The organism is Pseudomonas jilinensis, assembly GCF_003586265.1.
Taxonomy (GTDB): Bacteria; Pseudomonadota; Gammaproteobacteria; order Pseudomonadales; family Pseudomonadaceae; genus Halopseudomonas; species Halopseudomonas phragmitis.
Window position 1 is genome coordinate 12,105 of record NZ_QJSA01000010.1, and the last position, 22,346, is coordinate 34,450.

The window sequence follows — 22,346 nt, forward strand, 5'->3', positions numbered from 1 at the left end:
GCGGCATGGGAAGCCCATAACAATGATCGTACGTCGCGAACAGCTTTGGCAGCGCCTGGGCAATCTGCTGTCCACCGAACTGCCGCCCCAACTTCTACCCCAACTACTGTCACCTCTGGGCCAACCCCTGCTGCTGAGCCAGCGCCGTGCCACCCTGATCGTCAGCCGAGTGCGACTGTTCGCCCTGTTGTTTGCCGTGCTGACGCCCCTGTGGAGCGTGATTGATCTTATGGTGTTTCCGCTAACCCTGTGGCTGAAACTGGCAGCCCTGCGCGGTCTGGTGTGCCTGGCCTTCTTTGCTCTGCTGTGGCTGTACAAGCCCAATGGCAGTCTGTTCAACGCCTATCGGGCACTGGCAATCCTGTTCGCTATCCCTACCCTGTTCTATATCGCTTCGCACACCTTGCTCGGGGCCTATCAGCTCAGCAGTTTCTCCGCAGCCGTCGGTGCTGGCTATGCCTTTCTGCCCTTCGTGCTGATGGCCGGGCTGGCGGTATTTCCCCTGACTCTGGCGGAAAATCTGGTCATGGCGCTGGTACTGCTGCTGGCCCAGGCCTTTGCCGGCTACCTGAGCTGGACCACCCTGAACTGGCCGTCGTTCGCTGGTGCCTTCTGGCTGCTGATGCTGATTGGCGGGGTCACCAGCCTGGCCGGAATCAGCCAGTTGGCGTTCATGATTGCGCTGGTACGTCAGGCGATCCGCGATCCGTTGACCGGGGTATTTTCCCGCGGCAGCGGCGAGGAAATTCTCAGCCTGCACTGGGACGCGGCCCAGCGTAACAACAGCGCCCTGGCGGTGGCCTTTATCGACCTTGATCACTTCAAGGCGCTGAACGACCAGCACGGCCACGAAGCCGGCGACCAAGCCCTGATCAACGCCACCCGGCAGCTCCAGCTCAGCGTCCGCAGCACCGACAGCCTGGTGCGCTGGGGTGGCGAGGAGTTTCTGCTGATCATGCCCGACACTGACATGACCCAGGCCCGCAAGGCTCTGGAGCGGGTACAAGCCAATGGCCTGGGCTTTCGCCCCGATGGTCAGCCGCTGACCGCCAGCATCGGGTTGGCCGAATACCGCTACGACCAGCTCCAGAGTCGCCGGGATCTGCTGGAACTGGCCGACCAGCGCATGTATCGGGCCAAGGCCGCCGGGCGCAATCGCCTGTGCGCTCTCAGCTCACCGGCTGTGGCGTAGCCGACAGCGGTTGGGCCGCCCACCAGTTGGCGAAGGCCTCTGCCGGCATCGGCCTGGCAAACAGAAACCCCTGGCCCAGTTCGCAGTGCTGCGTTTGCAGCCAGTGCCACTGCTCGCTGCGCTCAATGCCTTCGGCCAGCACCCGCAGCCCCAGGTTGTGGGCCAGTTCAATGATGGTGTGCACCAACTGGCAGTCGCCCTGATTGGCCGGTACCTCAGCGAGAAAGCTCTTGTCGATCTTCAACTTGTCCAGCGGGAAGCGCCGTAGATAGGCCAGTGACGAGTAACCGGTGCCAAAGTCATCCAGGGCAACCCTTACCCCCAGCGCCTTGAGCGCCTTGAGGGTCTGCTCGGCCTGAGCACTGTGGTGCATCAGCGCTCCCTCGGTGATCTCCAGCTCCAGATGCTGCGCGGGCAAACCGCTGCTTTCCAGTGCCGCACCGACCAGCGCAACGATATCCTGATGCAGAAACTGCACTGGCGACAGGTTGACTGCCAGCGTCTCCAGCTCCAGCCCCTGGCTGCGCCACTGCTGGGCCTGCTGACAGGCCTGATTAAGCACCCAACTGCCGATGGGGACGATCAGGCCACTGTCTTCGGCCAGGGGAATGAAGCGCGCGGGCGGCACCTGGCCATGGCTGGGGCTATGCCAGCTCAACAGGACCTCAGCGCCCAGCCCCTGGCCGTGCTCCAGACTAACTAACGGCTGGTAGTTGAGACTCAGCTCGCCGTTGGCCAGCGCCGTGCGCAACGCTCGCTCCAGCTCGAAACGCTCGCGCGCCTGCTCGGTCAGGCATGGCAGATAGTGACTGTAGGTATTGCGCCCCCGGGACTTGGCCCGGAACATTGCCGCATCGGCATTGCGCACCAGTTCGGTGGCATCCAGCCCGTCACCGGGAAACAAAGCAATGCCCAGGCTGGCACTGACATACACTTCGCGCTCATCGGCCAGCAGCAACGGGCGCTCAAGTAGACTCAACAGGTCGCGCGCCACCTGGCTGGCCTGCCAGGGTGACGACAACGACTCGAGAATCAGCAGGAACTCGTCACCGCCAAGGCGTGACAGGGTGTCTTCTTCACGGCAACGTGACTGCAGGCGCTCGGCCACCGCCTGCAGCACCGCATCGCCAAAGCCGTGACCGTAGCTGTCATTGATGGTTTTGAACCGGTCCAGATCGATAAACACCACCGCCAGATGTCCACCGCGGCGTTTGATCCGCTCCAGCGCATGCTGCAGGCGGTTCATCGCCAGCACCCGGTTGGGCAGTCCGGTCAGCCCATCATAGTGGGCCATGCGCCGCAGTTGGCGCTGATGACCTTCGATGAAGCGAATCAGCAACTGCGAGCCGGCCAGTACTGCCAGCATCAACAGAAATACCGCCAGGGCGTATAGCCCGGCACGCTGGATGAAGATCTGCTGAAAGCTCTTGCCCCGAACCTGCACTGCCAGGACCTGGGCACCCGGCTGGTACAAAGTCCAGGCCCCGATCAGTTGCTCTTCACCCCACAACACCAAGCCGCTAACAGGCACCCAGCGCGGCTCGCTGTTGGCACTTTGCGCCAGATGGCGCAGTTGCGGATCCTGTTCATCGGGCTCAATCACCAGCGGCTGCAAAGGACCGGACAATTCGCCGGGATCAGCGCCATGCCAGATGCGCAACAGATCCCGGGCCTGTTCCTGACGGGCCTGATTGACGCTGCGCTGCTCCAGCGTCATGGCCACCAGCACCAGAATCAGCACGCACAGCAGTGCCAGTGCGTTGACCGCCCAGAACTTGTAGCGCAATGGCATCCTTTGTAAGCCCGGCATGGCTGGCTCCATCATGGCATAAGGCTGCCAGTGTAGGGGTAGCCGAGAGAGCGGGTTTTGATCCCGATCAAGTTACCCCGACAACCCCATCCGTTACGGGCCAACCAGCCAGGCTCAGTCCGGCTTTTCCAGGTCCGCCACCAGTGCCTTGAGAAAGCGCGCCGCCTCGCCGCCGGTCACCGCCCGATGGTCGAAGGTCAGCGACAACGGCAACAGCGGGTGCACCGTTGGCTGCCCCTGCCAGGCCACCACCGCATCGCGAATCACCCCGGCGCCAATGATCGCCACCTGCGGCGGCACGACGATCGGGTTGGCGTAGCGACCAAACAGGGTGCCGAAATTGGACAGGGTGATAGTCGCGCCCATCAGCTCCTGGGGCGGAATCGAGCGGTTGGCAACGTCCCGGCGCAGCCGCGCCAGACCCTCGCGCAGATCGTCCGGGTTGCGCCGGGCAACATCACGCAATACCGGCACAAACAGCCCATCCGGAGTATCCACCGCCACGCCCAGATCAACCTGGGCGTGGCGCTCCAGCGTCAACCGCCGACCATCGAAAGCGGCATTGAGCGCCGGCTCCTGAGTGCAGGCATGGGCAATCGCCCGCGCCAGACGCAGCATCGGATCGCGTGCACCACCCGGCCACCGATGCAGATCGGCATCCTCGACAATCATTACCGGCACCACCTCGGCATGCGCGCGCGACATGTTCTTAGCCATGGTCCGGCGCACACTGCGCAGCGCCTCGCCCGCCCCCTTGCCGGCAGCCTGGCGCACATCCTGCTCGGTCACCAGCCCACCCGCGCCACTGCCGCTGAGCGCACTGAGTTCGACCTTCAGCTCCTGCGCTAGCCGACGTACCGCCGGGGCCGCCCTGGCAGGCTGAAACTCGCGGGTGCTGGGGGCGGCGCCGATATGAAAGTCATCACTGGCCAGGTCACTGTCACCACTGGCCGGGCCCAGCTTGCCGACCACAGTACCGCTGTCATCCCCTACCCCTTCGAACGTCACCAATGGCTCGCCAACGTGCAGCAGATCACCCGGCTCGCCATAACAGCGGCTAATCACCCCGGCCTGCGGCGAGGGCACCTCGACAATCGCCTTGGCGGTTTCCACCGACACCAGCAACTGATCGACCGCCACGCTATCACCCGCCTTGACGTGCCACTCGACGATTTCCGCCTCCTGCAAGCCTTCGCCCAGATCGGGCAGCCGGAAGGTTTTCATGCCTCACCTCCTTGCATTACCTCATGGGCCGCCCGGCAGATGCTCTCCACATCCGGCAGCCAGGCCATTTCCCGCCGGGCATAGGGAATCACGCAGTCATAGCCGGTTACCCGGTGCACCGGCGCCTGCAGTTCATAGAAGGCGCGCTCCTGCAGCAGCGTGACTATCTCGGCCCCCGGACCAAAGGAGGCCGCCGCCTCATGCACCACCACGCAGCGCCCGGTCTTGCTGACCGAAGCCACCAAGGTATCGGCATCCAGCGGCTTGAGCGTGGCAACATCGATTACCTCGCAGTCGATACCCTCCTCGGCCAGCCGCGCGGCGGCTTCCAGGGTTTCTTTCAGCGCCGCGCCCCAGCTCACCAGCGTCAGATCCGCCCCTTCGCGCAGGGTGAAGCAGGTGTCCAGCGGCAGGGCCTGACCATCGTCCTCGACCACCTGCTGGACCGAACGATAAAGCCGCGAGGGTTCAAGAAAAATCACCGGATCAGGATCGGCAATTGCCGCCAGCAGCAGGCCGTAAGCGCGCCTGGGCGATGACGGAATGACCACCCGCAAACCGGGCACATGCGCCAGCATCGCCTCGGTGCTTTCACCGTGATGTTCCGGCGCGTGGATGCCGGCACCATGCGGAGTGCGCAGCACCATCGGGCAACTCAATCGACCGCAGGTACGGCTGCGTAGCCGGCTGGCGTGGGACACCAACTGTTCCATGCCAGCATAGATAAAGCCCATGAACTGGATCTCGGCCACCGGTTTCAGCCCCTGAGCCGCCATGCCGATGCTGATGCCGGTGATCAGGGTTTCCGCCAGCGGGGTGTCCATCACCCGGCGAAAGCCAAAGCGCTCATGCAACCCCACCGTAGCCCGGAACACCCCGCCATTGATGCCGATATCCTCACCCAGCACCACCACATCGGGATCGTCGGCCATGGCCCGGTGCAAAGCCAGGTTGATCGCCTCGACCATGGTCAGCTTGCCAGTCTCGGTCATGACTCACCTCCCAGGGCCTCGATACGGGCCGCCAACTGCTCTCGCTGGGCCTGATAGAACGCCGGCAAGCGCGCATACAGATGATCGAACGCCGCCGTCGGCGCCGCGGGCGGCACCGCCTTATAGGTTTCCACCGCCGCCGCGATCAACTCCCCGACCTGAGCCTGCAAGGCCTGCTCGCGGGACTCGTCCCACTCGCCACGGGCATGCAGAAAGCGCTGAAAACGGCCGATCGGCTCATGCTGCCAGGCCTCCTTGAGCGCCTCGTCACTGCGATAGCGGCTGGCATCATCGGCGGTGGTATGGTCACCCAGCCGATAGGTCACGCATTCGACCAGACTCGCGCCCTTGCCGGCCCGAGCCCGCTCAATCGCCGCCTGAACCCGGTCATAGACCGCCAGCACATCGTTGCCATCGACCTGCTCACCGGGAATCCCGGCCGCCAGCGCCTTGTGCGCCAGCGTCGGCGCAGCACTCTGCAGGCTGCGCGGCACCGAAATCGCCCACTGGTTGTTGTTGACCACGAACACCACCGGCAACTGCCAGACACCGGCCAGGTTCAGGCTTTCCAAAAAGTCCCCCTTGCTGGTGGCGCCATCGCCACAGGTAGTAACCGCAACCCGGTGTTGTTGCCGGGTACGAAACGCCGCCGCCACCCCGCAGGCATGGCAGGCCTGGGTGGCAATCGGCACACAAATCGGAAAATCCTCGGCGCAGGCCGGATCAGTCCAGGCGCTGCCACGCTCATCGCCGCCCCAATACAGCAGGATCTCGTGCATGGCGACACCGCGCAGCAACTGAATGGCGGTGTCACGGTAATAGGGCACCAGCACATCCTCACGGCTCATCGCCTGGCCTAGCGCCGTACCAACGGCCTCCTGACCCAGGGTCGAAGCATAGGTACCGATCTGGCCGGTACGCTGCAAAGCAATGCATTTCTGGTCAAAGGCCCGCACCAGCACCATGTGCCGATAAAAACCACGCAGCAGTTCGGCATCGCTGGCCCAGGCCGGCAAGGTATCCAGGGCACGCCCCTGGTCATCGAGGAAACGGGTGAAAGGAATCTGAACCGACAGAGGCATCGACAACCCTCCTACCGGCGCCACACGGGTACCGGTGCATCGCGGGTCGGCTGGTAAGCCGGACCGTGCATGTCAGCCAGCTTGTGGCCGGCCCCCAGCCATCGCCCGGGTAGAGGCAATGACAACAGGCGCAGCAGCACTCTTGCGGCCACCGCGCCCGTCATGGCAAGTATAGGTCAGGATTGGAGAGGTAGCCGGATGGCTCTCAGGCGCAGTTGGGACTACCTGCCTGATAACTCAAATCCGGTGCCACCAGCGCATTGAACTCGCGCAACGCGGTAGCGCCCATCAGAAACGGGTACTCAAACCCGGTACGGTCGGCCAGATTCACCTCAATATGCTGCAGGCTGTCGCCCATGCACACAGCCATTTCGATCACCGGTCGAACGGTATAGGTCTTGCTGTCTTCATCGGGAATATCATCGGCCCGGCGCTTGATCTGACTGACCCGCACCACCGGCTTGACCAGCGTCTTGCCTTCCTGCGCACCTTCGACCGCCAGCTCGAAACGCACCCAGTCCTGGCCGTCACGCTTGAACATCTCGACATTCTGCGCACTCAGTGACGAAGTCACTGCCCCGGTGTCCAGCTTGGCCGGCACTTCCAACTCCAGATCCTTGATCAGAGCGGTTTCACTGAGTCCGTACACGGTCCGCTCATTCGCCCCTGCTGTCAGCGAAAGCAACACCAAACCGGAAAAAAGAGTGAGCAATTTCAAAGACATAGCTACCTCATTTTTCAGAACATTCCCCCATAGGAACCCCAAACCGGGATATCAGTTCCCAGTTTTTATACTCGGGATAGAGAATAGGAGAGGTTTATTAAAACAATTTGAATTGAAAACGACGGCCATACAGGCCGGTGCGCACACTATCAAAAAAGCCGAGCAAGGGCCCGGGTTTCGGGGTGTGAACTGACCAGTGGGCTTAGGCCTCGATACGCGTCCCCTGCAACAGTCCTTGCAGTTGCTGGGCCGGCAGGGGCCGGCTGAAGAAGTAGCCTTGGCCGATGTCGCAGCCCAGTTCGCGCAGTAGTGTTTGCTGGGCTTCGGTTTCGATGCCTTCGGCGGTGACCTGCAGTTGCAGGCTTTGGGCCAGGGCGATGATGGCGCGGGCGATGGCGCTGTCGTTGCTGTCGCCGGGCAAGTCGACGATGAAGCCACGGTCGATCTTGAGCTTGTTGACCGGTAGGCGCTTGAGCCGCAGTAGTGAGGAATAACCGGTACCGAAGTCGTCGATCGACAGCCGCACGCCGCGCTGGCGCAATGCATCGAGCAGCTCAATACACTGTTCGCCATGCTGCATGATTTCGCTTTCAGTCACTTCAAGCTCCAGGTAATCGGCCGCCAGGCCGGCCTCGTGCAGGGCCTGTTCGACACTGCCCAGTACCTGACCACGTTCTAGCCAGTAGCCGGACATGTTGACCGCCATGGTGTCCAGTTGGTAGCCGGCATCCAGCCAGGTGCGCATTTGCCGGCAGGCCTGGCTGAGTACATATTCATCGATCAGGCCCATAAGTCCGGCACGCTGGGCGACGGGCAAGAACTCATCGGGGGCGACCATGCCCAGCTCCGGATGCTGCCAGCGCACCAGCGCCTCAAAGCCACTTAGCCGCCCGCTATGCAGTGCAATCAGGGGCTGGTAATAGACCTGCAACTGTTGCTGGGCCAGAGCCTGATGCAGATTCGATTCCAGCGCCAGCTGGCGGCGAGCCTGCTCGGTCAGAGCCTGAGTATAGAAGGCGTAACTGTTGCGCCCGCTGTTCTTGGCCTGACTGACAGCGGTATCGGCATTCTTGAGCAGGTCGCCAGCGTCCTGGCAGTCATCGGGGAAGACACTCAGTCCTAGGCTGACGGTCAGATGAATACGCTGGCCATCGATCTCGAAGGGCTGGGCGAACGCCTGCTGAATGCGACCGGCGATCAAGGCCAGGTCTTCGACCTGGTCCAGCTGGTCGACCAGCAGGACGAACTCGTCACCGCCAAGGCGGGCCAGGGTGTCCTCTTCGCGACAAACTCCGGTCATGCGCTCAGCGGCGATGCGCAGCAGTTCATCACCGGCGCTGTGGCCAAGACTGTCGTTGACGTTCTTGAACCGATCCAGGTCGATCGAGATCAGACCCAGCCGGTGGCTGTGCCGACGCGCCCGCAACACGGCATTGTTCAGCCGCTCCATGATCAGCAGGCGGTTGGGCAGCCGGGTCAGCGGGTCATGGTGGGCGAGAAAATCGACTTCCTGCTGCGAACGCTTGAGCTGACTAAGATCGGTAAACACTGCAACGTAGTGGGTCAGCCGACCGTCGCTGTCATAGACGGCGTTGATGGTCTGCCACTGGGGATAGATCTCGCTGTCCTTGCGCCGGTTCCAGATTTCACCCTGCCAGCTGCCGGTTGCTTGTAACTTGGCCCACAGCTCCCGGTAGAAGCCATGATTATGCCGGCCTGACTTGAGAAACCCCGGATTCTGCCCCAGCACCTGTTCGCGGCTGTAGCCGGTGATCCGGCAAAAGGCCTGGTTGACGTTAAGAATGCGGTTGCGGGCATCGGTGATCACCACTCCTTCCTTGGTACTGTCAAACACTACCGCGGCCTGGCGCAGGCGCTCTTCATTGCTCTTAAGCTCGGTGACGTCGCGCACGATGCCGACAATGCGCTGCGGTTGGCCCTGCTCATCCCTGATCACCCGACCGCTGGCCTGGATCCAGATGAAGTGACCTTCGGTATGACGAATGCGATGGGTGTGATTGTAACGGGGTATGTCACCCAGCAGGTGCGCTCGCAGGACCTGCACAGCAGCATCACGGTCACTGGGATGCAGGCGCTGGATCCAGATCTGGCGCACGTCCAGCTCGGCATCGGCAGGATAGCCGACAATAGCCTTGCAGCGGCTGGAGAAGAACCCTCGCCCGGCCTCGAAGTCCCAGTCCCAGACCCCATCGTTGGCGCCGCTGAGCGCCAGGTCGAAACGCTCTTCGCTACGCCGCAGAGCACGACCCTGCTGCTGCAGGCGCCGCAGATGACCACGCACGACGAAGAAAATCAGCGTCGCGGTGACGCCGACGAACATCAGCCCCTTGTAGGTTTGCAGGCGCCGCTGAGCCTGTTCGTCCAGGCCGAGCAGCACCAGAGCCTGATCGCTAAACAGAATCCACAACACGGAAACGACCAGATAGATCAGGGTAATATGCCAGGCGCTGCGCGATGAAGTCATGTAGCCGAGGCTTCCTGTACGGTCGTTGATTTACTATAGCAGCTGGCCACGGTTCGACCCAAGGTCATGTCAATTGCCATAGTGTTGGTCCATAATCGAGTCAATTGCACTCCTACGTTACTGAGGTCTATCTGCCCTATGTGGTACAACGGTTTTCTCGATCTTTCGGTCTGGCAACTGGTGCTGACCACCCTGGTACTGACGCACATCACCATCGTCAGCGTCACGGTTTACTTGCACCGCTATTCGGCCCACCGCTCGCTGGAGCTGCACCCGGCCCTGCAACACTTCTTTCGTTTCTGGCTGTGGCTGACCACCAGCATGAACACCCGCGAATGGACCGCAATTCACCGCAAACACCACGCCAAGTGCGAAACCCCTGACGACCCGCACAGCCCGGTACACAAGGGCCTGTGGACTGTGCTGCGCAAAGGCGCCGAATTGTACATGGCTGAGGCCAAAAATGAAGACACCCTGCGCATCTACGGCAAGAACTGCCCGGATGACTGGATGGAGCGCAACGTCTACAGCCGCTTCCCGATTGCCGGGGTGACCCTGATGGCACTGATCGACCTGGCCCTGTTCGGGGTCCTGGGCATCACCGTGTGGGCCATCCAGATGCTGTGGATTCCGGTACTGGCCGCTGGCGTGGTCAACGGCCTGGGCCATGCCGTGGGCTACCGCAACTTCGAGTGCAAGGACGCCGCCACCAATATTCTGCCCTGGGGCATTCTGATCGGCGGTGAGGAGCTGCACAACAACCACCACACCTACCCGAACTCGGCCAAGCTGTCGGTCAAGAAATGGGAGTTCGATCTGGGCTGGATGTGGATTCGCCTGTTCAGCCTGTGTCGGCTGGCCAAGGTCCGCCGCACCGCGCCGATCGCCCATAGGGTCGAGGGCAAGAAGACCCTGGATATGGACACCGCCATGGCGATTCTCAACAACCGCTTCCAGATCATGGCGCAGTATCGCAAGCTGGTGATCAAGCCGCTGGTCCAGCAGGAGCTGGAGCGGGTCGACGCCTCGGTCCGCCACCTGTTCCGCCGCGCCAAGAAGCTGCTCAGCCGGGAAACCAGCCTGCTGGGCAACCAGCAGCAAGAGCGCATTGAGCGGATGCTCGATCACAGTCAGGCGCTTAAGGTCATTTACGAGAAGCGCCTGGCGCTGCAACAGATCTGGGGCCGCACCAGCGCCAACGGGCATGACATGCTGCAGGCGCTGCGCGACTGGTGCCAGCAGGCCGAAGCCAGCGGCATCAAGGCATTGCAGGAATTCGCCGCCACTCTGCGGACCTACTCGCTGCAGCCTGCACCAGCACAATAAATAAGGCTGCGCCGCGGCTAACCGGGACCTGCGGCGCACCCCAAAAAATCAAGTCCCGGTGAGCATGAAGGTTTGGCATTGGATGCGTACCTGGGTTCTGGGCCTGGCCCTGTTGGCCGGCAGCCCGTGTGGGCTGGCGTCGACCATCTACAAGTACACCGATGAAAACGGTGTAGTCACCTATACCGACCGGGCTACTCCTGGCGCCCAGGTCTTTGTATTCCGTGACCGCATGGTTGAAACCTTCGACAAGCAGGTTTACGTGCGTAGTCACAAGCACGCCGGCGGCGAAACTCTGATCGTCCACAATGACCTGTATGCGCCGGTCGAGATCGAGCTGGAAGTCCACTCAGTACAGCACCTCAGCGGCGCGCCCGAGCAGCCGGTACGCTGGGTGCTGCCGCCGCGCCAGCAGATCCGCCTGGTAACCCTGGCTCCCACTGGAACCGGTACACCGCGTTACCAGTACCGCCTGCGCCACGCCATTGGCGATCCACGGGCCGAGCACAGCCTGAGCCATTACCCCCTGCCCTGGCGCGGTGGCCCGTTCCGCATGACCCAGGGCCCCGGCGGGCGCTACAGCCATACCGGCCCCAAAGGCCGCTACGCCATCGATATCGCCATGCCCGAGGGCACGCCTATTCTGGCCGCCCGCGACGGCATGGTGATCAAGATCGAGAATAATCAAAGCGGGCGTGGCAACAACCCGGCCGGCAACTTCGTCCGGCTGCTGCATGCCGACGGCACCATGAGCGTTTACCTGCACCTCAAGCGCCATTCGGTGGCGGTACAGGAAGGCCAGTGGGTGCGGGCCGGAACCCAGATTGCCCAGTCTGGCAACACCGGCAACAGTACCGGCCCGCATCTGCACTTCGTGGTGCAGAAGAATGTCGGCCTGAATACCGTGTCGATTCCCTTCGAGTTCGCCCAGCCGGTCAACAGCATGCCGAACTTTGCCTTGGGCGGTGACGGGGAACGCTAAGCGCCTCACATGCCACAAGCCACAAAAAAACCCGCCGAGGCGGGTTTTTTTGTCAGGTCGCAAAGATCTTATTTGATCTTGGCTTCCTTATACATCACGTGCTTGCGCACAACCGGATCGAATTTCTTGATTTCGATCTTGTCGGGAGTAGTGCGCTTGTTCTTGTCGGTAGTGTAGAAGTGACCAGTACCGGCAGAAGACACCAAACGAATCAATTCACGCATGATGATGCTCCTTAAACTTTTTCGCCGCGACCGCGGATTTCGGCCAGAACGACATCGATACCACGCTTGTCGATAATGCGCATGCCTTTGGCAGAAGTGCGCAGACGCACGAAACGCTTTTCCGACTCAACCCAGAAGCGATGATACTGCAGGTTCGGCAGAAAACGACGCTTGGTCTTGTTGTTCGCGTGGGAAACATTGTTCCCGACGGCCGGCCCTTTGCCGGTTACCTGACATACTCGAGACATGGTTAACCCTCTCCAACCACTTACCCAACCCTAACTGGTTGGAAGCCTAAAAGAATCTGTTGTCCAGCCGGGGCAACCGATCACGCAAAACCCGTAATAAAAATGCACAGTTACAGGCGCAGCCCCGAGAAGAGCGGAGCTTTATACCAAAACCGGCCCCCACAAGCAATGATTTTTCACTTACATCAACCCGCGCTCGGCCAGTGACAGCGGCTCGCCATCGCCCACCACCAGATGGTCGAGCACCCGGATATCCACCAGTGCCAGCGCTTCGCGCAGGCGCCGGGTCAGTTGCACATCAGCCTGGCTCGGCTCGCTCACACCCGACGGATGGTTATGGGTCAGAATCAACGCAGCGGCGTTGTGGGCCAGCGCCCGCTTGAGCACCTCGCGGGGATAAACACTGGCGCTATCCAGGGTGCCGCGGAACAACTCCTCGAAGGCAATCACCCGGTGCTGGTTGTCCAGGAACAGGCAGGCAAACACTTCGTGAGGCAAGGCCGCCAGGCGGCTTTTCAGGTAACGTCGCACCGCGCCCGGCGAGGTCAGTGCATCACCACGCTGCAGTTCTTCGTATAGGTGCCGACGGGCCATTTCCATCACCGCCTGCAACTGCACGTACTTGGCTGGCCCCAGCCCGGCATGCACACAAAAGCCCTTGAGATCGGCCTGCAGCAGAGCCCGCAGGCTACCGAAGGCGCTGAGCAGATCGCGCGCCAGATCAACCGCGCTACGCCCAGGCAGCCCGGTACGCAGAAAGATTGCCAGCAGCTCGGCGTCGGACAGCGCCGCAGCGCCCTGATTAAGCAGCTTTTCCCGTGGCCGCTCGGCCAGCGGCCAGTCAGTGATTGGCATGATTCAGGCTCCCTGCCCGGTTGGCGCACCCCCTGTGCGCCTCAATGGCCACAGGCTATCAGCTTTGTCAGCCTGTGACCGGGTACCAGCGCACAGTCTGGGCCCCTGTGATATCTTAGCCATCAGTTTCTGGCCGGGAGTCGAGCATGCAGCGGTTGGTCAACAAACAGGTGGTTCTGGGCATCAGCGGCGGCATTGCCGCCTATAAAAGTGCCGAGCTGGTACGGCGGTTACGTGATGCCGGGGCCGAGGTGCGGGTGGTGATGACCCGCGGCGCCCGCGAGTTCATTACGCCACTGACCCTGCAGGCGCTGTCCGGCAACCCGGTGCACGGCGAACTGCTTGATCCAGCCGCCGAAGCCGCCATGGGCCATATCGAGCTGGCCCGTTGGGCCGATCTGGTGCTGATTGCGCCGGCTACCGCCGATCTGATGGCGCGCCTGGCCCAGGGCCGGGGCGATGACCTGCTGACCACCCTGGTGCTGGCCACCGACGCCCAAGTTGCCGTTGCCCCGGCAATGAATCAGGCCATGTGGCGTGACCCGGCCACTCAGGCCAACCTCGACACCTTGCTGGCCCGTGGCATCAAGGTCATCGGCCCTGGCGCAGGCGAGCAGGCCTGTGGCGACATCGGCCCAGGGCGAATGCTGGAGCCGGCCGATATCGCCGCCCAGGCCGCCGACTGTTTTGAACGCGGGCTGCTCAGCGGCCGGCACGTCTTGATCAACGCCGGGCCAACCCGTGAGGCGCTGGACCCGGTGCGTTACCTCTCAAACTACAGCTCGGGCAAAATGGGCTTCGCCCTGGCCGAAGCCGCCGTCGAAGCTGGCGCCCGGGTGACCCTGGTCGCTGGCCCGGTCAACCTGCCGACCCCGGCTCGGGTCAAGCGCGTTGATGTGGTCAGTGCCCGCGACATGCTGGTCGCCTGCGAAGCAGCGCTGCCGGCCGATCTGTTCATTGCTTCGGCGGCGGTGGCCGACTACCGGCCCACCGAATGTGCCGACAACAAGCTCAAGAAAGACCCTGGCTGCGAAGATGGCCTGACCCTGACGCTGGTGCGCAATCCTGACATCCTCGCCACGCTGGCTGACCACGACCAGCGCCCGCGCTGGTGTGTCGGTTTCGCCGCCGAGACCGACGATGTACTCAACTACGCCGCCGGCAAGCTACAGCGCAAGAATCTCGACCTGATCATCGCCAATGACGTCAGCCAGCCTGGCATCGGCTTCAACAGCGATGACAACGCGGTCACCCTGATCGACCGGCAGTTGCAGCAGCATGCTCTGCCCCACGCCAGCAAAGCCAAGCTGGCCCGCCAAATCATCACCTTTATCGCCGAGCACCTGCCCGGCAGCCCAGACTGAGGAGTACCCATGCACGCCCTGCAAGCCCGGATTCTCGACCCGCGTTTAGGTCAACAATGGCCCCTGCCGCACTATGCCACTGAAGGTTCGGCCGGTATGGACCTGCGGGCCATGCTCGACGCGCCCCTGACCCTGGAGCCCGGGCAGACCGAGCTTCTGCCCACCGGGCTGGCCATCCATATTGCCGATCCGGGTCTGGCCGCAATGATCCTGCCGCGCTCAGGGTTGGGCCACAAACATGGCATCGTGCTGGGCAATCTGGTCGGCCTGATCGACTCCGACTACCAGGGCCAACTGATGGTGTCGTGCTGGAATCGTGGTCACCAGACCTTCAGCATCGAGCCGGGCGAGCGGATCGCTCAACTGGTGCTGGTACCGGTACTGCAGGCTAAACTTGAGATCGTCGACAGTTTCGATGACAGCCAGCGCGGGGCCGGCGGGTTTGGTCACACCGGAAGCAACTGAGCCACTGAAACCAAATACATAAAAACGAGCATGGAGCCCCACCGCGATGAACAACAAGCCTGCCTCTGCGTCCCGGGTTTCGCAGTTTTCCGGGCTGTTGCTGCCCCTGCTGCTGAGCGTCGGCGGGGTTCTGCTGGCCGCTCTGCTCTGCTGGCAAGCGCTGATCAGCGACACTGAACGGCGCTATCAGCAGGATCTGGCCCAGGCCTACGCCAGTCAGCAGCAAGGTGCGCTGAACCGGGCCCTGGCGCAGCTGGATGCCGACCTGACCCAGATGGCCGCCAACCCCCAGTTGCAAGTCGCGGTACAACAGGGTGGCAACGCGGCCCTGCAACGGACCCTACGCTACCACTTTGCCGACAGCCTGGCGGTCTATATCCATGCCCCCGGCGGGGCATCCATGCGCGATGATGCGCAAGCGCCGCTGAGCTTCGCCGCGCTCGACATGCTGCGCCGCGCCGAGCGCGACCAGCCTGTTGCGCCGGAGGCTCACCGGGTCGGCAACGACTGGCGACTGTATACCGCCAAACCATTGCGCGCCTCCGGCAACGCCCGCATCGGCGGGAGCCTGATGGTGGTGTTCGAACTCAACCGGTTGCTCGACAATCTGCCTGCGCTCCCGCCCGAGGTTGGCCAACTGCGGTTGATCCAGCAGTTCAGCGCCGCGCCCGAGCAGGTGCTGTGGCAGCGCGGTCAGGCCAGCGCCCGGCCGCTTAGCCTGCCGACCAGCAATCCGGCCTGGCGTCTGGAGTTCACCCCCGGCCCGGCACTGGTCAAGAGCCCGAGCAATCCGTTACTGGTGCTGCTGGCTGCCGGACTGGCCCTGCTGGGTAGCCTGGCCGGTCTGCTGCTGTTGCAGCGCAACTGGAGTAGCCGCCTGCAAGCCGATAGCCAGACTCTCAGCCAGCTGACCTTCGGCCACAAGGCTGCCGGCCTGCGCCTGCCACAACTGGAAACGCTGGCTCAGCACATTAGCCAACTGGCCAAGCGCAGCGGCCAGAGCCCCGGCCCCAACCCCGCGCGCGAATCTGTGCCCGCGGCACCGGGCAAGAGCGACGAAAACCTGATCAATCCGCTGTTCCAGAACACTGACATCCTCGACATCGATATCGTTGATGACGAAGACCCGTTCGGCATGGGCGTCAGCAGTACGCCCGAACCGAGCCAAACGACGGGCGCTCCAGCACTGCCGGCGGAAATCTTTCGCGCCTACGATATCCGTGGTGTGGTTGGCCAGAGCCTGACCGAAGAGAGCCTGTACTGGCTCGGCCGGGCCATTGGCAGCGAGTCACTGGAGCACGGCGAGGCCAAGGTCGCGGTCGCCCGTGACGGTCGGCTGTCCGGCCCGGCACTGCTGGAAAGCCTGATTCGCGGGCTGGTCGATAGCGGCTGTCACGTCACCGACATCGGTATGGTGCCGACGCCCGTGCTGTATTACGCCACCCACACCAGCGAAGCCAGCTCCGGCGTGATGCTGACCGGCAGCCACAACCCACCAGAGTACAACGGCCTGAAAGTGGTGATCGCTGGCCAGACCCTGTCCGGTGAGCGTATCCAGGGCCTGCATCAGCGGCTGCGTCAGAACAGCCTGCGCCAGGGGGCCGGCAGCCGCCGCGAACTTAATTTGCTGGACGCCTATCTGCGCCAGATCACCGACGATGTGATCCTGGCCCGGCCCCTGCAGGTGGTCATTGATTGTGGCAACGGCGTGGCCGGGGTCATCGCCCAGCAATTGTTCGAGGCCCTGGGTTGCAGTGTGATCCCGCTGTATTGCGAGGTTGACGGCAACTTCCCCAATCATCATCCCGATCCCGGCCAGCCAGACAATTTGCAGGATCTGATCAGCGCCGTGCGGACTCATCAGGCCGATATCGGGCTGGCTTTCGACGGCGATGGCGACCGTCTGGGCGTAGTCACCAGCAGCGGTCAGATCGTCTACCCCGACCGCCTGCTGATGCTGCTGGCCGAAGATATTGTGACTCGCCACCCAGGTGCGGACATCATCTTTGACGTCAAGTGCAGCCGCCGCCTGCCGGCGTTGATCAGTCGCGCCGGCGGCCGGCCGGTCATGTGGAAGTCCGGGCACTCGCTGATCAAGGCCAAAATGCAGGAAACCGGGGCTCTGCTCGGTGGCGAAATGAGCGGCCATATCTTCTTCAAGGAGCGCTGGTTCGGCTTCGACGACGGGCTGTATAGCGCTAGCCGGGTACTTGAGTTACTGTCCTTGCAGCCGGGCGACAGCGATGCCCTGCTGGCTCGCTATCCGGCCGGGCTGAGCACCCCAGAGCTGACCCTGACGGTTGGCGAAGCGCGCAAGTTCGAGCTGGTCGAGGCCCTGCGGGACCAGGCTGACTGGGGTGCCCAGGCCAAGATCACCAGTCTGGACGGGATCCGGGTCGACTATCCCGACAGCTGGGGCCTGATCCGCGCCTCCAACACCACGCCGGCGCTGGTCTTGCGGTTCGAGGCCGAGCAGCCCGAAGCACTTGAGCGGGTAAGACAGTTGTTCCGTGAGCAGTTGGCCGCAGTGGCCCCCGATCTTGAACCGACGTTCTGAATACAGGAGACATCCAAGCATCATGTTGAGTCGCGACGCCGCCGCCCAGGTATCCCGGGTACTGACCGAAGCTCTGCCCTATATTCAGCGCTTCACCGGCAAGACCATCGTTATCAAGTACGGCGGCAACGCCATGGAAAACGAGGAGCTGAAGAACAGCTTCGCCCGCGACGTGGTACTGATGAAGACCGTCGGCATCAATCCGGTGGTGGTTCACGGCGGCGGCCCGCAGATCGGCGACCTGCTCAAACGCCTGAACATCGAAAGCCAGTTCATCGAAGGCATGCGGGTAACCGACAGCCAGACCATGGACGTGGTGGAGATGGTGCTGGGCGGCCAGGTCAACAAGGACATCGTCAACCTGATCAACCAGCATGGCGGCAGCGCCATCGGTCTGACCGGCAAGGACGCAGGCCTGATCAAGGCGCGCAAGCTCAAGGTCAGCCGCCACACGCCGGGCATGGACAAGCCGGAAATCATCGACATCGGTCATGTCGGCGAAGTCGCCAGCGTCAACGCCCACCTGATCAACCGGCTGGTCTCGGACGACTACATTCCGGTCATCGCTCCGATCGGGGTGGGTGAGGACGGCGCTTCCTACAACATCAATGCCGATCTGGTAGCCGGCAAGGTCGCCGAAGCACTGGGCGCTGAGAAGCTGATGCTGCTGACCAACATCGCCGGGCTGATGGACAAGGAAGGCAAGGTGCTGACCGGGCTGACCACTGCCCAGGTCGACGCGCTGATCGCTGACGGCACCATTTACGGCGGCATGCTGCCGAAAATCCGCTGTGCCCTGGATGCGGTGCAGGGCGGGGTTGGCAGCGCCATTATCGTTGACGGCCGGGTACCCAACGCGGTGCTGCTGGAGCTGTTCACCGATACCGGGGTCGGCACCCTGATCACCAATCAGCAGAAGGTTCGCTAAGCATGCACAAGAGCGATTTCCGTTTCAGCCACCGCTTGCGGGTGCGCTGGGCCGAGGCCGATTTGCAGGGTATCGTCTTCAATGGTCACTACCTGACCTATGCCGACGTTGGCATTACCGAGTATTTCCGTGAACTGGGCCAGGCCTACAGCGCCGAAACCGGGGTCAAGGGCGCCGACTTCTTCGCCGTGCGCACCCTGCTCGAATACCGCTCACCGGCTCGTTTCGACGAACAGTTGGATGTGCATGTACGAATTGCCAGGCTGGGCAACTCCAGCATGCAGTTTCTGATCGGGATCTATCGCGATGATGAACTGCTGGTCAACGGCGAGATCGTCTATGTGCATGCCGATCAGAGCAGTCGCCAGCCGACCCGGATTCCGGAGGCTTTCCGTGCGGCGGTACGTGAATTCGAACAGTGCACACCGGAAGGCTAGCGCGCAACAACACTCCGCATCGGTAAGAGCGCTCTGCGAGCGCGAACGGGCTTTGCGATCACCGCCAATCCGCTTCGCGGCCGCGGGCCGCTCCTACCGCAGCATAGCGCGATTAACACCCTCAATTACCCAGCAGCGTACTCAGACGCAGGCGGCGCTGCTCGAAGCTGCTGTTGACCTCAGCTTTCTCGCGCTGTGAGCGCTCAATCAGCCGGTTCAACCGACGCTGCTCGGAATCCAGCTCATTGAGTTCCTGCAGAATGCGTGCATCCACCGCCCGGCCGGCCCGCTCCTGAGCAGCCGCCCGTTGCTGCAGGTTTTCCCGCTGTTTAGCCAGTTGCTGAAGATTGCCCTGGGCCGTGAGAATCTGGTTGTCGATCTGCTCGATCTGACGGGCATGGGCTCGGTCCAGATCCGCCACGCTGCTGTACAGACGCAACAGCGTGGCATCGGCTACTGCCCTGCGCTCAGCTTCGCGCCGGGCCTCCAGCTCCTCCAGAGTCGGGGCCGGAGGGATCACTTCCTTGACTCGCCCTTGGGGGTCAAGTACCTCATAACCGCGGCCAATCACCTCCGGCGGCACTCGACTGTCGAGCACCGTCACGCCACGCTCATCGGTATAGCGATACAGGTCGGCCTGCACCCCCAGCGACAATCCGGCTACGACCAGCCCGATTGCAACCCCCAGCCTTCGCATCATAGCCCTCCCCGGCATGAAGCCTCCCGCTTGTTGCTATTGTAGTCGGGCTACGCCCGGCATCAGCCCTGAATACCGTACTGGGCCCGGTAGGCCTGAACCGCCGGCAGATGGTGGCGCAATTCGGCATCCTCTTCGAGGAAGCTCATGACCTGACTCAACGAGACGATGCTGATCACCGGGATGCCGTAGTCACGCTCGACTTCCTGGATCGCCGACAGTTCGCCCTGGCCACGCTCTTCACGGTTGAGCGCGATCATCACTGCCGCCGGCGTGGCGCCTGCCGCCTGGATAATCTGCATGACCTCACGCACCGCAGTGCCGGCAGTGATCACATCATCGATGATCAGCACCCGGCCTTCCAGTGGCGCCCCAACCAGCGTACCGCCTTCGCCATGGTCCTTGGCTTCCTTGCGGTTGAAGCAGTAAGGTAGATCACGGTCAAAGCTCTCGGCCAGTGAGACTGCGGTTACCGCCGCCAGCGGAATGCCCTTGTAGGCCGGACCAAAGATCACATCAACCGCTTCCAGGCCACTGTGAACCAGAGCCTGGGCATAGAAGCGCCCGAGCCGGGCCAGTGCGCCACCGGTATTGAACAGCCCGGCATTGAAGAAGTAAGGGCTCTTACGCCCGGATTTCAGCGTGAACTCGCCAAACCGCAGAACCTGCTTATCCAGAGCAAAACGAATGAATTCCCGCTGATATTCCTGCATCCCCAGCCTCTTGTTAACAAAAATGGCGCAAGCTCGGTTATCATACACCCTCGATTTTGGGGGAGCCATGTATGCGAATCATCAGTCTTAATGTCAATGGTGTCGAGGCCGCAGCGGCTCGAGGACTGTTTGACTGGCTGCGCACACAGGACGCCGACGTTATCTGCCTGCAGGACATTCGCGTAACCGAACCCGAGCTCGAACAGGATCCCTATTGGCTGGATGGCTACTGGCAATATTGCTTTGAAGCAGAAGTGCCCAGTCAGGGCGGTGTGGCGATCTACACCCGCACCGCGCCCAAGGCCATCATCAAAGGCCTGGGCTTCGAGCTGGCCGACCGTTACGGTCGCTTCATGCAAGCTGATTTCGACAAGGTCAGCATTGGTTCTTTGCTGCTGCCCTCCGGTCGTGACGGTGATGCCGACCTGAACCAGAAGTTCAAGTTCATGAACGACTTCACCACCTACCTGAACAAGCAGCGCCGCAAGCGCCGCGAGTTCATCTACTGTGGCTCGCTGCAGGTTGCGCACCTGAAACTGGACGTAAAAAACTGGCGTGACTGCCAGCACCAGCCTGGCTTCATGGCCCCGGAACGGGCCTGGATGGATGAAATCTTCGGTAACCTGGGCTACGTCGATGCGCTACGCGAAGTGACCCGCGAGTCCGACCTATACAGTTGGTGGCCCGACAGCGAACAGGCCGAAAGCCTCAATCTGGGTCTGCGTTTCGACTACCAGTTCCTTACTCCGGGCCTGCGCCGTTTCGTCAAGAACGCCCGCATCCCGCGTGACGTCCGCTTCTCCCAGCACGCGCCGGTGATTATTGACTATGACTGGACGCTGAGCATCTGACCAGGGAACCCCTGGGTTTATTTGATAATCCGCCAGCAGAACGGGTAACGGTAGGCCTTGCCTTCGTTAGCCTTGATCGCGGCAATGATCATCAGCACCACAGCGCCGGCCACCACTACCGCAATCAGCACGAACCCGACCAGCACCACCATCAGCATGAAGCTGAGGATCGCGGCCAGGCTGACACTGATCTGAAAATTCAGTGCCTCCTTGCCCTGATCATCAACAAAGGGGTCGCTATCCTTTTTCAGTTGCCAGACCAGCAGCGGCGCAATCAGGTTGCCAACGAACGGAAACAGGTAGCCGGCAAAGCCGGCCAGATGAGCGAACATCGCCCAACGCCGGGCATCCGGGCTGGGACTGTCGAGCACAGCGGGTTGAGGCTGTTCATCGGTCATAACGGCACCCCTTTTCCAGTCGCATGGCGGTCGGTGTCAGTCCTGCAACGCCGCCTGCTGCAAGGCGAAGAGTTCGTCCACGCCCTTGCGCGCTAATGCCAGCATAGCATTGAGCTCCTCAGGACTGAACGGCACCCCTTCGGCAGTGCCCTGCACCTCGATGAAACCACCCTTGTCAGTCATTACTACATTGAGGTCGGTTTCCGCAGCCGAGTCTTCCAGGTAGTCCAGATCCAGCACCGGCTCGCCCTGATAAATCCCCACCGACACCGCCGCGATCATCTGAATCTCGGGGATCTTCTTGATCGCCCCGCGCTGCTTCATCACCCGCAGAGCATCCACCAGCGCTACACAGGCACCGGTAATCGACGCCGTGCGGGTACCACCGTCGGCCTGGATCACGTCGCAGTCGATATGCAGGGTATTTTCGCCCAGGCTGTGCAGATCCACCGCCGCGCGCAGCGAACGGCCGATCAGCCGCTGGATTTCCAGGGTCCGACCGCCCTGCTTGCCCTTGCTGGCCTCACGCTGCATGCGCTCGCCAGTGGCGCGTGGCAACATGCCGTACTCGGCGGTGATCCAGCCCTGACCGGAGCCACGCAAAAAGCGCGGTACCCCGGACTCAACGCTGACCGTGCAGATCACCTTGGTGTCGCCGAACTCGACCAGCACTGCACCCTCCGCGTGCTTGGTGTAATGCCGGGTCAGCGTGATCTGGCGCATCTGGTCGGCGCTGCGGCCACTGGGTCGTTTCATGTCAGGGTCCTTTGTACTGCGGTGTATTGAATGTGC

General features: G+C 62.2%; 22 protein-coding genes. 9 read left to right on the top strand and 13 right to left on the bottom strand.

The window, feature by feature from the left end; all coding sequences use genetic code 11:
* Positions 1–22: 22 nt before the first annotated feature.
* On the top strand, positions 23–1,192 hold the full coding sequence (locus tag C2846_RS11685) for a GGDEF domain-containing protein (RefSeq protein ID WP_080049082.1): 1,170 nt from the start codon (positions 23–25) through the stop codon (positions 1,190–1,192).
* On the opposite strand, the gene C2846_RS11690 is transcribed toward C2846_RS11685, so the two are convergent.
* The 6 genes from C2846_RS11690 to C2846_RS11715 all read right to left on the bottom strand — a co-directional run bounded on the left by C2846_RS11690 (position 1,170) and on the right by C2846_RS11715 (position 9,509).
* Positions 1,170–3,002 carry a putative bifunctional diguanylate cyclase/phosphodiesterase gene (locus C2846_RS11690; RefSeq protein ID WP_165443814.1) on the bottom strand — a complete coding sequence of 611 codons (1,833 nt, stop codon included), beginning with the start codon at positions 3,000–3,002 and terminating at the stop codon, positions 1,170–1,172. The two genes, C2846_RS11685 and C2846_RS11690, sit on opposite strands and share 23 nt — an antisense overlap.
* A 114-nt stretch (positions 3,003–3,116) precedes the next feature.
* On the bottom strand, positions 3,117–4,226 hold the full coding sequence (locus C2846_RS11695) for a dihydrolipoamide acetyltransferase family protein (protein WP_080049080.1): 1,110 nt from the start codon (positions 4,224–4,226) through the stop codon (positions 3,117–3,119).
* Positions 4,223–5,218 (bottom strand): alpha-ketoacid dehydrogenase subunit beta, encoded by a 996-nt coding sequence (locus C2846_RS11700; RefSeq protein ID WP_119701515.1) that lies wholly within the window; start codon positions 5,216–5,218, stop codon positions 4,223–4,225. Before C2846_RS11700 ends, C2846_RS11695 begins: the two co-directional genes overlap by 4 nt.
* A complete protein-coding gene (pdhA, locus tag C2846_RS11705; protein ID WP_119701516.1) occupies positions 5,215–6,300 on the bottom strand; it encodes a pyruvate dehydrogenase (acetyl-transferring) E1 component subunit alpha in 1,086 nt (361 codons plus the stop codon). The genes C2846_RS11700 and pdhA overlap by 4 nt, the downstream gene beginning before the upstream one ends.
* A gap of 205 nt (positions 6,301–6,505) precedes the next feature.
* Positions 6,506–7,024: an ATP-dependent zinc protease family protein gene (locus C2846_RS11710; RefSeq protein ID WP_080049077.1), complete on the bottom strand. Its 519-nt coding sequence runs from the start codon at positions 7,022–7,024 to the stop codon at positions 6,506–6,508.
* 202 nt (positions 7,025–7,226) lie between these two features.
* A complete protein-coding gene (locus C2846_RS11715) occupies positions 7,227–9,509 on the bottom strand; it encodes a putative bifunctional diguanylate cyclase/phosphodiesterase (protein WP_119701517.1) in 2,283 nt (760 codons plus the stop codon).
* A gap of 138 nt (positions 9,510–9,647) precedes the next feature.
* Here C2846_RS11715 and desA point away from each other — a divergent pair, with 138 nt between their 5' ends.
* On the top strand, positions 9,648–10,835 hold the full coding sequence (gene desA / locus C2846_RS11720; RefSeq protein ID WP_119701518.1) for a delta-9 fatty acid desaturase DesA: 1,188 nt from the start codon (positions 9,648–9,650) through the stop codon (positions 10,833–10,835).
* A gap of 82 nt (positions 10,836–10,917) precedes the next feature.
* A complete protein-coding gene (locus C2846_RS11725) occupies positions 10,918–11,817 on the top strand; it encodes a peptidoglycan DD-metalloendopeptidase family protein (protein WP_080049066.1) in 900 nt (299 codons plus the stop codon).
* Positions 11,818–11,885: 68 nt separating this feature from the next.
* On the opposite strand, the gene rpmG is transcribed toward C2846_RS11725, so the two are convergent.
* The 3 genes from rpmG to radC all read right to left on the bottom strand — a co-directional run bounded on the left by rpmG (position 11,886) and on the right by radC (position 13,144).
* Complete coding sequence (gene rpmG, locus C2846_RS11730; protein ID WP_003464575.1) at positions 11,886–12,041, bottom strand: 50S ribosomal protein L33; 156 nt, start codon at positions 12,039–12,041, stop codon at positions 11,886–11,888.
* Between the two features lie 11 nt (positions 12,042–12,052).
* Positions 12,053–12,289 (bottom strand): 50S ribosomal protein L28, encoded by a 237-nt coding sequence (gene rpmB, locus C2846_RS11735; protein WP_080049065.1) that lies wholly within the window; start codon positions 12,287–12,289, stop codon positions 12,053–12,055.
* A gap of 180 nt (positions 12,290–12,469) precedes the next feature.
* Entirely contained in the window at positions 12,470–13,144 is a 675-nt protein-coding gene (radC, locus tag C2846_RS11740) for a RadC family protein (RefSeq protein ID WP_095625870.1), read from the bottom strand.
* Positions 13,145–13,290: 146 nt separating this feature from the next.
* Between radC and coaBC the strand changes: the two genes are divergently transcribed.
* Genes coaBC through C2846_RS11765 form a run of 5 tightly spaced genes read left to right on the top strand, consistent with a single transcriptional unit; the run spans position 13,291 to position 18,895 of the window.
* Positions 13,291–14,508 (top strand): bifunctional phosphopantothenoylcysteine decarboxylase/phosphopantothenate--cysteine ligase CoaBC, encoded by a 1,218-nt coding sequence (gene coaBC, locus C2846_RS11745; RefSeq protein WP_119701519.1) that lies wholly within the window; start codon positions 13,291–13,293, stop codon positions 14,506–14,508.
* Between the two features lie 9 nt (positions 14,509–14,517).
* A complete protein-coding gene (gene dut, locus C2846_RS11750; RefSeq protein WP_080049062.1) occupies positions 14,518–14,973 on the top strand; it encodes a dUTP diphosphatase in 456 nt (151 codons plus the stop codon).
* A 46-nt stretch (positions 14,974–15,019) separates the two neighbouring features.
* Positions 15,020–17,530 (top strand): phosphomannomutase/phosphoglucomutase, encoded by a 2,511-nt coding sequence (locus C2846_RS18955; protein WP_119701520.1) that lies wholly within the window; start codon positions 15,020–15,022, stop codon positions 17,528–17,530.
* A gap of 19 nt (positions 17,531–17,549) precedes the next feature.
* Positions 17,550–18,458 carry an acetylglutamate kinase gene (gene argB / locus C2846_RS11760; protein ID WP_080051631.1) on the top strand — a complete coding sequence of 303 codons (909 nt, stop codon included), beginning with the start codon at positions 17,550–17,552 and terminating at the stop codon, positions 18,456–18,458.
* A 2-nt stretch (positions 18,459–18,460) separates the two neighbouring features.
* Positions 18,461–18,895, top strand: a complete 435-nt coding sequence (locus C2846_RS11765) for an acyl-CoA thioesterase (protein ID WP_119701521.1) — start codon at positions 18,461–18,463, stop codon at positions 18,893–18,895.
* Positions 18,896–19,016: 121 nt separating this feature from the next.
* Here the strand turns inward: C2846_RS11765 and C2846_RS11770 are convergent, their stop codons facing one another.
* Both C2846_RS11770 and pyrE read right to left on the bottom strand, forming a co-directional pair.
* Positions 19,017–19,595, bottom strand: a complete 579-nt coding sequence (locus C2846_RS11770; protein WP_240638195.1) for a DUF4124 domain-containing protein — start codon at positions 19,593–19,595, stop codon at positions 19,017–19,019.
* 59 nt (positions 19,596–19,654) lie between these two features.
* A complete protein-coding gene (gene pyrE / locus C2846_RS11775) occupies positions 19,655–20,305 on the bottom strand; it encodes an orotate phosphoribosyltransferase (protein ID WP_080049058.1) in 651 nt (216 codons plus the stop codon).
* 71 nt (positions 20,306–20,376) lie between these two features.
* On the opposite strand from pyrE, the gene C2846_RS11780 reads away from it, so the two are divergent.
* On the top strand, positions 20,377–21,156 hold the full coding sequence (locus C2846_RS11780; RefSeq protein ID WP_080049057.1) for an exodeoxyribonuclease III: 780 nt from the start codon (positions 20,377–20,379) through the stop codon (positions 21,154–21,156).
* 17 nt (positions 21,157–21,173) lie between these two features.
* Here the strand turns inward: C2846_RS11780 and C2846_RS11785 are convergent, their stop codons facing one another.
* Together C2846_RS11785 and rph are read right to left on the bottom strand one after the other, a co-directional pair.
* Complete coding sequence (locus C2846_RS11785; RefSeq protein ID WP_119701523.1) at positions 21,174–21,554, bottom strand: DUF4870 domain-containing protein; 381 nt, start codon at positions 21,552–21,554, stop codon at positions 21,174–21,176.
* Between the two features lie 36 nt (positions 21,555–21,590).
* Positions 21,591–22,310, bottom strand: coding sequence for a ribonuclease PH (gene rph / locus C2846_RS11790; RefSeq protein WP_095625863.1), 720 nt, complete (start codon positions 22,308–22,310; stop codon positions 21,591–21,593).
* Positions 22,311–22,346 lie beyond the last annotated feature (36 nt).